Genomic DNA, 12,734 nt, shown 5'->3' with positions numbered 1-12,734 from the left:
GGGGTGTGTTCGGGCAAGATGACAGATGATCAGGATCGGTGGCGGCGCGTTCGCCGCTCTGTGTCTCGTGCTGACGGTGCTGCTCGGATCGGGCGCGCCGGCTGTCGCCCAGACTGCTTCGGCGAGCGGACCGGTCGAACCCCGGTCCATGACGCTGCGCGGGCGCGTCGGCGGCGGCAATCTGGTGACGCATCTGCCCGTCGCATCGGCGACGCAGCAGCTCTATCAGGCGCTGGAGGGTGTCGGCGCGCCGCTCGGCCGGATGGATTCCTACGGCTGGCGCGATCTCGCCCGGCGGCCGACCGTGCACGACTTCGACGCGGCGATGCGCGAGGCGCACCGCAATGGCATCACGCCGATCATCCTGCTCGAATACGAGGGCAGCTATCAGACGCTCGATCCGCCGCAGCCGATCGGTTCCTACGACGACTGGTACGCGGCCGGCCGCGCCTATGCGCAGCGCTTCCGTCCTGACGGCGATTGGGGCCGCGAGAACGGCGTGCGGGGTTGGGGCGCCACGATCTTCACGGCCATCAACGAGCCGGACGTGCAGGCGACCATTCCGCACGCCGCCTATCGCGACGCGCTCGCCGGCCTCGCCGACGGCGTCCACAGCGTCGACCGCACGCTGCGCGTCGTGCCGGGCGGCTTCGCCACCTGCAACTCGCACGGCGACGCGACGCTGCGCGGCTACGGCCCGGCGATCGCGCCGCTCTTGCAGGACGGGCGCCTCGACGGCATCGACCTGCACACCTACTACAACGCCCGTTGGTTTCCGCTCACCCGCGGCCGCGAGTTCTCCGCGCAAGGTTGCTTCGACCGCGTCAAGGCGGCGCTCGGCCTGACCCGCGACGTGAATTTCTACGCGACCGAGTTCAACATCGCCCGCGTCGAGGACTGGTCCGATCCGAAGCTCGCCGCGAGTCTCTTCCTCACCGGGCTGTGGGATCATCTCGGCGTGGTGAAGTCCGACCGCCGGACGTCCGCGACCGTGCTGGCCTTCCCGTGGAATCTCGGCGACACCGTCCGCGTCGACGGACCCGCCTATGCCATGGCGGAAGCCGAGAATCCGTGGACGCCGGACCCACGCGCCGTCGTGCTGCGGACCGTTCTGCAGCTCGCCGGCGACATGCGGTTCACGTCGCTCGATCCTGATCGCAGCGGGACGTATCGGCTCGACGGCGATGATGGTCTCCTGCTGGTCTGGCAGAACCGCCCCGGCTGGACCGACCGGCCTGGCCGAAGCTGGGCCGTCGACCTGCCCGACTGGGCGCGGCTGGCCGAGCTGTGGGGCTTCGACGGTCTGCTCAGGGTTCTGCCGGTTCATGGCGGAGCAAACTCGATCGACGGGTTGAAGGACAACGAGACCTACATGTTGCGGGTGCGCAGGCGTCCCTGATGCGTCACGTTCTGTAAGGCGGCATCGAGACAATGGCGTGTCGACGGATGCGAGACGATCAAGCCGCCTCACCGGTTTCCGACGCGTGAATGCGATATCGCGGTTTTCTCGATACTTCCATTTTTATGCATTTTTTCACGAGAAGTTGTCCGCCCCGCGACGGCCGTCCACGAGTCCGCGAGCGCCTGGGCGACGGCATCGTAAGTGTACCGGGCTAGAACATTGCGCTCGGCCGCCGCAGTCTTCGGGGCCCGGGTGCCCGGATCGGCGATCGCATCGAGGAGCGTCGCGAGCGTGGCCGGATCCCTCTCGGGAACGACCCAGCCGCCGTCGCCGATCACGTCGGGAATGGCACCGCAGGTCGAGCCGATCACCGGCACGCCGCAGCTCTGCGCCTCGACGATGACGCGGCCGAACTGCTCGCGCACCGCCGGCGTCGTCCGCGTCAGCAGGATCAGCGCATCGAGCCCATGCATGAAGCGCGCGACCTCGGACGGTGCTGCCCAGCCGCGGATGTCGACGCGGTCCTGCAGCCCGAGCGCCGTAATTTTTCCGCGCAACGCCGGTTCGTACGGGCCTTCACCGAGGATCGACAGTGTCACCGGATCGCGGGTGCGCGTCATCGCGTCGAGCGCATCGTCGAGCCCCTTTTCCTCGACGAGCCGGCCGACATAGCCGAGCCGCAGCGCCGTCGCAGGCGATGCCGATGCCGATGCCGACGCCGTCGCAGCGGCTGGCCGGAACGTGTCGCGGTCGACGCCATAGCCGATCGGGCTCACCGGGCCCGCGTAGCCGCGGGCCCGGACCACCGCGGTCGCATCGGGGCTGCGCGACAGCACATGCGCGGTCTTGCGCAGCACGTGCTTGCGGATGCTCTCGAACGGTGGCGGCAGGGTCTTCAGGATGTTCTGATCGACCTCCATCACCAGAGCGGCCGGACCCTTGAGCAGGCTCGCCTGCAGGGCGACGACGCTCCACGGCTCCTCCCACATGTGGATCACGTCTGGGCGGAGCTTGCGGATCAGGGCGCGCAGGCCCGGATAGAAATGTAGGTACCAGGTCATCGGGCCGGCCTTCGGCAGCCGGATCGGCAGCACGTGCACGGTCATGCCGGGATCGTCGGGCGGGTCGGCCGTGATGTCGCGACCGAATTGGTGCCATGTCGCCGGCACCACCAGGTGCACGTCGAGATCCTCGCGCGCCGCGAGGGGATAATAGCGCCGCCGCCCGACGTCGCGGCTGACGGCCGGGTGAGCGATCGACAGGATGCGGAGGATGCGACTGTCAGACACGGCCCAGCACCCGGGCAGCGACGCCCGTGGCTCCGATGAGATGCAGCTCGGCGAGCGCCAGATGGCGGTGCGAGCCGTCGAGCGTGTTGCGCGGCAACCGGAGCGGATCGTGGCTGTGACGCACCAGGCCCTTGCGGGTGGTGGCGGCGCTGGCGTAGCCGGCCTGCCTGACCAGGTCGAAGTCGCGCGGCCCGCAATCGCCGGAGCGGCCGTACGGGAAGGCGAAGTGCCTCACCGCGATCCCGAGCCGCTCCTCGAGGCGCTTGCGGCAGCCGTCGATCTCGGCGAAGGCATCGGCCTCCGACAACGACGAGATGCGGGCATGCGAGACGGAGTGGCCGCCGATCTCGACCAGCGGGTCGTCGCGCAGAGCCTCCAGCATGTCCCACGAGATCGCGTGCGTCTCGTGCATGGCCTTCTCGTCGACGCCGTTGTCCACACAGAACGCCGCGTAGCTTCGCTCCGGCGCGCCCCGCTGCTCCCAGGCTTCGGCGATGCCGGCATAGGCGGCCCGCTTGGCCTCGCCGGTGGCGACCTCGACGGTTCCGCCGTCGACGATCACGCGCGCGCGGTTCAGCAGCACGTCCTCCAGCCCGGCGCACCACATCGGCATGGTGCCGTCCGGGATGCCGGTGGTCACGAACAGCGTGACGGGCACGCCGTGCTTGCGGAACAGCGGCACCACGGTCTCGAAGGTGTCGCGATAGCAGTCGTCGACCGAGAAGTTGACGAAGCGGTCGCCGGTGTCGCCGCGTGCGGCGCGGCGCAGCGCCTCGTCCATGGTCACCACGGCCCAACCGGTGCGCTCGAGATAGCGGAGCAGCCGGTCCAGGAAGGCGACGTCGAGATAGAAGTTGCGGTTCGGCAGCGTTTCCCATCGCTTGGACGTCGCCGCGCGATGGAACGTGAACAGGCATCCGCGGGTACCGAAGATCGTGTCGGCGAGCTTGCCCATCGGTCGGACGAGCAGCTCGGCGCCGGGAAGCCAGGCCTGCGCAGCGATGGTCATGGGCATGATCACCTCCTCCTCGTCGTCGGCCAGCGATTGCGGATGCGGGCAAATACGGCCCGGCAGGTCGCCGGCATCAGCACGGCGGCGGCAAGCGCGATGGTGGCGAGGCATACGATGCCGCCGATGAACAGCCGCAGCAACATCCCGTTGATTTCTTCGTGAATCAGCCAGCCGAGGCCGGCCATCACGGCGGCCGGCCCGCAGGCGATCAGCACCAGTCCGGCGAGCCGACGGCGGCAGTCGAAGGCGACTATCGTGCCCCCGAGCAGCACCAGGCTGCGCAGGGCCTCACCGAGACCGAGCAGCAGCGGCCCGACATCGGCCGACTGCTGGAGGCCGGAGGTCGCGAGGTTGACGGCGATGTTGGCCGCGTAGGCGGTCACGACGATGATGGCGACCCGGGCATTGCGGCCGGTGCTGTTGAGCATCCGCAGCAGGATCCAGCCGAGCGTCGAGGCCCACAGGCCGACCGCGATGCCGCGCAGCGCCTGGCTGGTGAGGAGCACGCCGTGCTCCGTGAAGGCGCCGCGGAAAAAGACGAGCCGCACGATGTCGGGCGCGAACACCACGAGATAGATCGAGGCCGGCAGCGCCAGCGCCAGCACGGGCGCCGCGATCGCCTCGACGCGGGCGCGCTCGTCGGTGGCCGGATGGCTCGACAGCACGCCGAGCCCGACCGGCTGGCTGACCAGCAGGAGGGCGCTGTCGGTCAGCGTGCGCGCGTAGTCGAGCGAGGCGACCGTGCCGGTGGCGATCCGCGACGCCAGCAGGCGCTCGACCCAGACATTGAGCTGCTCGCCGAAGGGCAGCGCGAGCAGCGGCCGCAGGCGATGCAGGAAGTCGAGGCCGGCGGCGAGCACCAGGGCGGGGCGGGCGCCCGCGAGGCTGAAACGTCCCTCGCGCCACAGCGCCCACAGGCCCCAGCCGGCGAGCCCGTTGAAGGCGATCGTGAAGGCCCAGGCGAGCACGTCGACCCGGTGGGTCACCACCAGCAGGACCAGGCCGATCATGATGCAGAGATTGAGCAGGGCGGCACGCAGATTGGTCAGCCGCGAGATGCCGAGCGCGATCTCGCCGGCGGCGAGGCAGTTCAGCGCCACCGAGGCCGGCATGCCGAGCGCCATGATGCGCACGAAATCGAGCGTCAGGGCGCGGCCTTCGGGCACGAAGCCGCCGACCACCGCGTCCACCCACCAGGGGCCGGCCGCCTGGACGGCGAGCATCAGCAAGGTCGCGACCAGCGTCAGGGCGATCGTCAGGGCGGCGAGGCGCTGCGGACCGTCGCCGCGGATCTGCGCGTCCCGCTGGGTCGGGATCAGGATGGCGGGCACGCTCTCGTTCTGCAGGAAGACGAGCGGCAGCAGCACCGCCGTGAGGCCGCCGCGGAAGCCGTCGGCGACCAGCGAGGCGCCGAGCACCTGCGCCATCAAAAGCTCGCGGGCGAAGCCGAGAATCTTGCTGAGCAGCGCGCCGCCCATCAGCACGGCGATCAGCCGGCGGCTCGAGCGCGCCTTACCGCTCGGCGTCTCGTCGCTGGTCACGACCGACGTCATGCTGCGATCCGTCGGGTCGGCCGGGCCGGCGTGCGCGGGGCGGCGGAGACCAGCACCACGAAGGTCCAGAACAGGAAGCCGAGCTCGCCCGACGCGATGCTGGCGAGCGGCATCTGGAACAGCGCCCCACAGGCGATCGCGCCGATCAGCACGGCCTCGCGGCTGCCGTCGCGCGACGCCGCAACGACGGCACTGCCGGCCGCCCAGACGAATCCGGTCAGGCAGGCGATGCCGCCGACGATCCCCATGGCCAGCCAGCAGGCGATGACCATGCCGTCGACCGCCATGGTGCCGGCCGAGCCGACGTCCGACACGGTGAAGCCGACGCCGAACAGCGAGGAGTCCCACTGGCTCCACAAGGAGACGTATTGCTCGAGCCGCTCCTGGGCGCTGCCGTCCTGGCTGCCCTCGGTGAGCGAGGCGAGCCGTTCGCCGATCACCTCGGAGAAGGGCGTCATGGTGCCGGCGATCACGACGGCGGCGAGGAGACCGACCAGCACCACGGCGGCGCGGCGGCGGCTCACCGCGAAGGCGAGGCAGAACACCAGGCCGACCGCGAGCGACAGCCAGGCCGTGCGGTAGAGCGACAGCAGGAAGGCGAGCGCGGCCGGGCTGGCGAAGACGAGCGACTGCCAGCCGGGCCGAAGGAAGCCGACCAGCAGGAGCCCGACGCCCGTGAAGGTGGCGAAGCTCGCCGGGCCGTTCATGGTGCTGAAGGTCCGCACCCCGAACGGGATCGGCTGGCCGGCCGACATGATCGGCGCGAAGCTCATCCAGTAGCGGTCCCAGTTCGGCGGATCGACATACTGCCAGATGCCGTAGAGCCCGGTCACCGGCAGGATGACGACGAAGGCGGCGGCGGCCTTGCGCACCAGGTCCTCGGGCTCGTCGACGTCGATCAGGGCGGCGGCATAGAGGAGCGGCACCGACCATTTCAGCGCGCCCGCGGCGGCGTTCATCCAGTCGCCCTGGAACATCGACAGCACGGTCGCGTAGGCGACGCAGACGCCGACCAGCAGCAGCGGGCCCATCCGGCGGTCGAAGGGCTGGTCGCTTTCGAGGCGGCGCCAGAGCTGCGGGAACGGCGCCAGCAGCGTCAGCAGCGGGCCGACCAGCATGATGCCGGCCTGGTCGTAGCCGGCCGTGAGATCGACGAGACGGCGCACGAAGGGCGCGAAGGCGAACAGCACCAGGGCGGTCTGCAGGTGCTCGCCGGGGCTGCGCCGCCACGCGTACCAGCCGGCCGCCCCGCAGCCGAGGATGAAGACGAGACGCGACAGGCCACCGAGCGCCGGCCCCGCCACCGCGGTGGCGACGAGCAGCAGCACGGCCGGCACCCAGCCGCGCACCGGCCCGGTCAACCGGCCGGCCGCCGACAGCGTGCGGCTCATGCGTGCGCTCCAGCGGCGAGGCGGGCGATCACGGCGGCGACCGCGTCCTGCATGGCGGCGACGCCGTAACGGTCTTGCGCCCGCGCGGTGGCCCGATCGAGCTGTGCGGCGAGGTCGTCCGGGCGGGCCAGGACGCGGGCGACCGCGCCGGCGAGCGCCGCCGCATCGCCGGGCGGCACCAGCGTGCCGGCGGCACCCCCGTCCAGAATGTCGGCGGCCGCGCCCGCATCGGTGGCGACCACGGGCACGCCGGCCAGCATGGCCTCGACCAAGGTGCGGCCGAACGGCTCCGGCGCGACGGAAGGATGGATCATGACGTCGACCGCCTGCATCAGCAGCGGCACGTCGGCGCGGTGGCCGAGGAACTGCACCCGCCCGGCCAGCCCGAGCTTTTCCGTCTGGGCGCGCAGCGTCGCCGCGTAGTCCTGCTCGCCGAACAGCGCATCGCCGACGATGATGCCGCGCACCTCCGGGAGCGTGGCGAGCGCATCGAGCACCACGTGCTGGCCCTTCCACTGCGCAAGGCGGCTGAACACACCGACCAGCGGCCCGGCGGGCAGGCCGAGATCGCGGCGCAGGTCTTCACGCGAGCGCGGATCCCGGACGATGTCGACGCCGTTGGGCACGACCTCGACCAGATCGGCGCGGCCGCCGGCCGCCGCGAAGGCGCTCGCCGCGGCCTCGGAGGGCACCACCACGCGGGCGGCGAAACGGTTGGCGAGGGCGACCTGCAGGCGGCGCTGGCCGGCGCCGAAATGGCTGCCGTCGATGATGTCGTGCAGGTGCCAGACAAGCGGACGGCGGGCCGCCGCATTGGCGATCGCGGCCAGCACGAAGGCCTTCTGGGAATTGGCGTAGATCACGTCGTGGCGGCGCGCCGCTCCGGCGATCTCGGCCGTGATGCCGGCGAGCCGGCCGGCGAGCGGCGCCGCCCGCCACAGCGAGGCGTCGCGCTTCAGATTGGTGAGCCCGCGCCCGAACCGCGACAGCACCACGTCGAGGCCCTTGCTCCGCATCGCGGCCTCGAGCGGTCCGTCCTCGAACAGGAAGGCGGTCGCCCCGCGCCAGGCCCGCACCACGTCCAGCAGGATGAGCTCGGCGCCGGCGATCGCGCTCGTGTGGTTGACGAACATCACCCGCGGGGGCGCCATCAGGCGGCTCCCAGATAGGCGACGGGGCGCACCGCCTTGGTCTCGTAGAGCGGCAGGTCGTCGGGCTTCACCATGGTGATGGCGAGGCCGAACACGTCGCCGCCGGCGGCCCGCAGGCTCTCGATGGTGGCGGCCGCACCGGCGACCGAGGAACGGCCCCAGCGGGTGCAGCACAGAACGCCGTCGACATGCTTGGCCAGCACATGGGCGTCCATCAGCGCATCGGCGGGCGGGCTGTCGATCAGCACGAGGTCGTAGGTCTCGGCGAAGCGCAGCGCGTCGAGCATCGCCGTGCTCATCAGGAGCTCGGTCGAGGCGGTGGTCGGCCGGCCGGCCGGGATGGCGTCGAGATTGGGGATGCCGGTGCGCACCACCGCCTCGCGCAGCGGGAACTTGCCGGACAGCACCGCCGTCAGGCCGGGGGCGCCGGCGAGGTCGAGCGCCGCCGCGAAGGTCGGGCGCCGCATGTCGCATTCCATCACCAGCACGCGGCGGCCGGTGGCGGCGACGAGCTCCCCGAGCGCCAGCGTCGTGAAGGTCTTGCCCTCGCGCGGTCCCGGCGAGGTCACCAGGATGGTGCGGAAGCGCTCGTTCGAGCCGGCCAGCACGATGCCGGCATAGAGCTTGCGCAGCGCGTCCTGCAGGTGCGGATCGTGCCGTGCCTTCTGCAGCGCCGCCGGCAGCGGCAGCTCGGTCTGCCGGCTCCACAGCATGCCGAGCACCGGGGTGGCGGACGCCGCCTTGGCGACGCGCGGCAGCTCGGCGAAGATCGGCGCGCCGGCGGCGCCGGCGAGGTCGCCGGAGGCGCGCACGCTGCCGTCCGCCCGGTCGCGCAGCAGCGCCGCCGCGAAGGCGAGCAGCGAGGCGAGCGTCAGGCCGGCAGCCAGGAAGGGCAGCTTCTTGGGGAAGAACGGCTTGCTGGGGAACTCGGAGAGGCTGACCAGGCGGGTGCTGCCGAGCAGCACGCGGCGCTCGGTCTCCAGCTCGCTCGCCCGCTTGTAGAGCTCGGAATACTTCTGCCGCTTGATGTCGGCGCTGCGCACCATGCTTTCGATCGAGGCCTCGTCGGCCGTGGCGGCGGCGACCTCGGCCTTGATGGTCTCGGCCTGCTGCTTGAGCGAGGCGACCAGCGCATTGGCGGCGTCGTAGCTGCGCCGCGCACTCGTCGTCACGGTCGCGACCTCCTGCGTGAGGCGCTGCTGAAGCATGTCGCGCTCGTGCTGCAGGGCGCGCAGCGAGGGATGCCGGTCGCCGAGCGTGAAGGAGGTGTTGGCGAGCTGGCCGCTGATCACCGTGATCTGCTGCTTGAGGTCGGCGACCGAGCGGCTCGCCAGCACGGCGGGGGCGTCGGCGGTGCCGCGGGCCTGGCTCGCCTCGATCTCGCGCAGGCGGGCGGCGGCCTCGGCGCGCGCCGCCTCGGCGGCGGCGAGCTGCTGATTGATGCTGGTCAGCCGCTCCGAGCTGATCGGCGCGGTGGCGCCCCGCATCAGGCCCTTGGCGCGGCGGAAATTCTGGACGGCGGCGTCCTGCTCGCGCACCTCGGCATCGATCTGCTTGATTTCCTGCCACAGCCAGGCGGCGGCCGCCTCGCGGCTCGACGACATGCCGGCCTTCTGATCGTCCAGGAAGGCGGTGACGAGCGCGTCGGCGAGCGTGTGGGCGACGTCCGGCAGCGGCGACTGATAGGAGATGTTGATGACGCGCGAGCGACCGACCGTCCCGACCTTGTAGCGGGCCGCCACGTACTCGACCAGCTCCTCGCTCTCCGGCGTGAGCTTTTCGCAGGTCTCTGCGCGCGACGGGAGGAGGGCACCGAGAAGGCCGCGCCCGGCCTCGTAGCGGCACTCCTTCAGCACGGCGTCGCGGGCGCCCGGCAGCGCCATGGCGAGGCGCATCACGCGGGGCGAGCGCACCACCAGGAGCTGGCTCTCGAGATCGGCGGGATCGCCGATCTTCTGGGTCCAGGCGGCCGAGGCGTTGGGCGAGCCCGGCTCGGACTCGGCGACAATCACCGAGCCGGTGGCCAGATAGCTCACCGGCAACACCAGCAGGGCGACCACCGTGAGGGCCATCACGCTGCCGAAGACGAGCGCGGCGAGGCCGCGCCGCCGCCACAGCCTGACGAGAAGGCCGGTGCGGCGCGGAGCGCCGGCGAGGTCCGTCACGGTCGCGAGGGTGCCCATGCCGGTGCCTCTACGCGTAGCTGCGGGTGTTGAGCAGCGATCCGGTCGTCGCGTCGCGGGCCCGCCGTGCGTCCTCCATCTCCTTGTCGACGAAGGCGGAGAGCTCGGAGCGGAACCGCTCGGCCGAGAACCGGGCGGCCTGCACCCGGCAGGTCGTGCGCGAGAAGGTGTGCTCCTGCGCCACGAAGGCGCGCACACAGCTCGCGATGTCGTTCGGCTCGGGCGTCAGGAAGAACATGCCGGAGCGCTGCGGCAGCGACGAGGAGACAATCTCGCGGGCGCCGCCGCGGCCGAGCGCCACCACGGGCGTGCCCTCGGAAAGCGCCTCGACCATGATGATGCCGAAGTCCTCCTCGGCGGCGAACACGAAGGCCCGCGCCGTCGCCATCAGGTGGCGGAGATGCTCGTCGGAGACGAAGCCGGCGAACGAGACATTGGGCGTCGCGATCTTGCGCAGACGCTTGCCTTCCGGTCCGTCGCCGGCGACGACGAGCTCGAGATCGGGCATCTGCGCGAAGGCGCGCACCACGGCCTCGACGTTCTTGTAGGGAACGAGCCGGCTCGCCGCGAGGAAATGCGTGCCGCGCGGGACGTCCGGGCGATTCTTGGCGAGCGTCACGGGCGGATAGATCACCGTGGCGGTGCGGCCGTAGACGCGGCGGATGCGACGCGCCACGAAGGCCGAGTTCGCGATCATGGCATCCGGACCGTTCGCCGTGCGGCTGTCCCACACGCGCATGCGATGCAGGATCGTGCGGGCGATGGCGCTCTTGAGGCCGGTGGCGTAGCCGCTTTCGCGCAGATAGCTGTGCTGCAGGTCCCAGGCATAGCGCATCGGCGAATGCACGTAGGAGACGTGGACCTGGTCGGGTCCGGTCAGCACGCCCTTGGCGACCGCGTAGCTCGACGACAGCACGAGGTCGTAGCCGGACAGGTCGAACTGCTCGATCGCGATCGGCATCAGCGGCAGATAGGAGCGATGCCGCGAGCGGATCAGCGGCATCTTCTGCAGGAAGCTGGTCGTCGCCTGCTCGTAGCCGATCTTGGCGCGGTCGGCGGGGGAGAGCAGATCGAACAACGTGAAGACGTCAGCGCCGGGATAACACTGAAGAATTTCCCGGAGGACGCGCTCGGCGCCGCCGACCGTGTAAAGCCAATCATGGACCACAGCGACGCGCACGGGGGTTGCCTCCACTTCCGCTGTCGGATTTCTTCTTCAGCGTTACCTACCGTCATATGGGCTAGTGACCGGCGCGCTCAATCGTTTCCTGAAGAGTTCGTTAATGACGGATGGTTAATTGTCGCGGTCGGCCGTTCACTCGTTAATAATGATTGCGACCTACGGCAGGCGATATTACGGCAAAAAAATGTCTAATGTTGCGGCCTGATGAGCCGGGCTGCGGCCGGGACGCGAATCTCGTTGATCCAGATACGAATTGGTCGGCGTCGCGCGCGTGGCCCGCCGAAACGGCGCGTCCGGCGTTGACGTGAACGTGATCCCGGACGAACGGTGCAAACAGGATCAGTCGGTGCCGACGGGCGCCCCGACCAGGCAGTTTCGCCCGTTCGCCTTGGCATCGTAGAGATGCCGGTCGGCCCGCTCGACCAGGGACTCGGAGGATTCTCTCGGCATTCGCGCCGCCACCCCGATCGACAGGGTGACGTGGCCGAGATTCTCCTTGGTGGCGCGGCGCAGCAGCGGCCGCTCGGCGACGGCGCGGCGGATCTGGTCGCCGATCGCCAATGCCTCCGCGAGGCCGGCGTTCGGCAGCAGAACCGCGAACTCGTCGCCGCCGTAGCGGGCCACGAGATCGCAGGAGCGGACATTGTTCTTGAGCGTGAAGGCGACCAGCCGCAGCACGTCGTCGCCGGTGGTGTGCCCGAACTCGTCGTTGAACCGTTTGAACCGGTCGACATCGACCATGGCGAGGGACAGTGGCTGCGGCTCCTCCTCGTCCTCGGCCTTGCCGGCGGCCTGCGCCAGAGAGAAGTCGAAATACTTCCGGTTGGCGAGCCTGGTGAGCGGATCCGTCATGCTCTCGATCCGCAGCGTCTCCATGTTCTCCTGCAGCAGGCGGAACTGGTCCTCGGACTGCTTGAGCTGCGCCTGCAGAAGCGCGTTGGTCTGCTGGATCGCGTCGGTGGAGCGGACCAGCGACTGGACGAGGCTGGAGACGGACAGGTCGGAGCGTGCCTCGCCGAGCATCTGGGCCGCGCTCTGCAGGTCGATGCCGTAATCGACCGCCGAGCCGTTCGCCACCGCGATCACCTGCTGGACTTTCTTGGTCTCGTTGCCGAGCGACTGCCCGACCGACAGGAGCTGGCCGAAATGGGGCTCGTCCGAGAAGTGCCGGCTGTGGATGGCCTGCACGCGGGCGCGCGACAGGCTCTCCCGGTCGGTGCCGTCGAGATCGCGGTTGAGGTTACCGTTGTGGCCGGTGAAATAGGTGAACCAGACCTCGAAGGTCGGCGGATCCGGGATCTGCCCGAGCCCCCGGATGTGGTCGAGCGCCTTGAGGGCGATCGTGAAGGCCGTCGCGGAATCGTCGGTGGCGGTCGAGTACGACATGGGACAGCAGCAGCTCGGTTTCAAATCGGATCGGCGTACAAACGCCCGCGCCGGAGAGCCGTCACCGCGAGCGGTGATCGCCGATAATGTGGCGCGTCATGGTTTACGACCTCTTAATACCATGCCCGGGTACCATCGCCAGAGGTTTGTGCCTGCCGACCCCGTCCGCCGGCCGCTCCCGGCG

9 protein-coding genes are annotated in these 12,734 nt (G+C 70.2%); 1 reads left to right on the top strand and 8 read right to left on the bottom strand.

Features of this window, described 5'->3' with window-relative positions; translation table 11 throughout:
* Positions 1 to 25 precede the first annotated feature (25 nt).
* Positions 26 to 1,399, top strand: coding sequence for a hypothetical protein (locus HXX10_RS25025; RefSeq protein ID WP_367142026.1), 1,374 nt, complete (start codon positions 26 to 28; stop codon positions 1,397 to 1,399).
* A gap of 68 nt (positions 1,400 to 1,467) precedes the next feature.
* Here the strand turns inward: HXX10_RS25025 and HXX10_RS25020 are convergent, their stop codons facing one another.
* The 8 genes from HXX10_RS25020 to HXX10_RS24985 form a co-directional block, all read right to left on the bottom strand.
* Positions 1,468 to 2,691 carry a glycosyltransferase gene (locus HXX10_RS25020; RefSeq protein WP_296526008.1) on the bottom strand — a complete coding sequence of 408 codons (1,224 nt, stop codon included), beginning with the start codon at positions 2,689 to 2,691 and terminating at the stop codon, positions 1,468 to 1,470.
* Positions 2,684 to 3,700: a polysaccharide deacetylase family protein gene (locus HXX10_RS25015; protein ID WP_296526033.1), complete on the bottom strand. Its 1,017-nt coding sequence runs from the start codon at positions 3,698 to 3,700 to the stop codon at positions 2,684 to 2,686. The genes HXX10_RS25020 and HXX10_RS25015 overlap by 8 nt, the downstream gene beginning before the upstream one ends.
* A gap of 8 nt (positions 3,701 to 3,708) precedes the next feature.
* A complete protein-coding gene (murJ, locus tag HXX10_RS25010; protein WP_296526007.1) occupies positions 3,709 to 5,256 on the bottom strand; it encodes a murein biosynthesis integral membrane protein MurJ in 1,548 nt (515 codons plus the stop codon).
* A complete protein-coding gene (locus HXX10_RS25005) occupies positions 5,253 to 6,647 on the bottom strand; it encodes an O-antigen ligase (protein WP_296526006.1) in 1,395 nt (464 codons plus the stop codon). The genes murJ and HXX10_RS25005 overlap by 4 nt, the downstream gene beginning before the upstream one ends.
* Positions 6,644 to 7,798 (bottom strand): glycosyltransferase, encoded by a 1,155-nt coding sequence (locus HXX10_RS25000; protein WP_296526005.1) that lies wholly within the window; start codon positions 7,796 to 7,798, stop codon positions 6,644 to 6,646. The genes HXX10_RS25005 and HXX10_RS25000 overlap by 4 nt, the downstream gene beginning before the upstream one ends.
* Complete coding sequence (locus tag HXX10_RS24995) at positions 7,798 to 9,981, bottom strand: polysaccharide biosynthesis tyrosine autokinase (protein ID WP_296526004.1); 2,184 nt, start codon at positions 9,979 to 9,981, stop codon at positions 7,798 to 7,800. Before HXX10_RS24995 ends, HXX10_RS25000 begins: the two co-directional genes overlap by 1 nt.
* Before the next feature lie 10 nt (positions 9,982 to 9,991).
* Positions 9,992 to 11,161 carry a glycosyltransferase gene (locus HXX10_RS24990; protein WP_296526003.1) on the bottom strand — a complete coding sequence of 390 codons (1,170 nt, stop codon included), beginning with the start codon at positions 11,159 to 11,161 and terminating at the stop codon, positions 9,992 to 9,994.
* A 342-nt stretch (positions 11,162 to 11,503) separates the two neighbouring features.
* Entirely contained in the window at positions 11,504 to 12,550 is a 1,047-nt protein-coding gene (locus tag HXX10_RS24985; RefSeq protein WP_296526002.1) for a GGDEF domain-containing protein, read from the bottom strand.
* Positions 12,551 to 12,734 lie beyond the last annotated feature (184 nt).

It is taken from the genome of Rhodoplanes sp., from assembly GCF_013377085.1.
GTDB lineage: Bacteria > Pseudomonadota > Alphaproteobacteria > Rhizobiales > Xanthobacteraceae > Rhodoplanes.
Note: the sequence above shows the minus strand (reverse complement) of the source record. Positions and strands in the feature narration are given on the sequence as shown.

Bases quoted from the DNA above. Each gene is read 5' to 3' on its own strand.
- HXX10_RS25005 (WP_296526006.1), bottom strand. From the start codon at position 6,647: ATGAGCCGCACGCTGTCGGCGGCCGGCCGGTTGACCGGGCCGGTGCGC.
- HXX10_RS25000 (WP_296526005.1), bottom strand. From the start codon at position 7,798: ATGGCGCCCCCGCGGGTGATGTTCGTCAACCACACGAGCGCGATCGCC.
- HXX10_RS24985 (WP_296526002.1), bottom strand. From the start codon at position 12,550: ATGTCGTACTCGACCGCCACCGACGATTCCGCGACGGCCTTCACGATC.
- HXX10_RS25025 (WP_367142026.1), top strand. From the start codon at position 26: ATGATCAGGATCGGTGGCGGCGCGTTCGCCGCTCTGTGTCTCGTGCTG.
- HXX10_RS24995 (WP_296526004.1), bottom strand. From the start codon at position 9,981: ATGGGCACCCTCGCGACCGTGACGGACCTCGCCGGCGCTCCGCGCCGC.
- HXX10_RS25015 (WP_296526033.1), bottom strand. From the start codon at position 3,700: ATGACCATCGCTGCGCAGGCCTGGCTTCCCGGCGCCGAGCTGCTCGTC.
- murJ (WP_296526007.1), bottom strand. From the start codon at position 5,256: ATGACGTCGGTCGTGACCAGCGACGAGACGCCGAGCGGTAAGGCGCGC.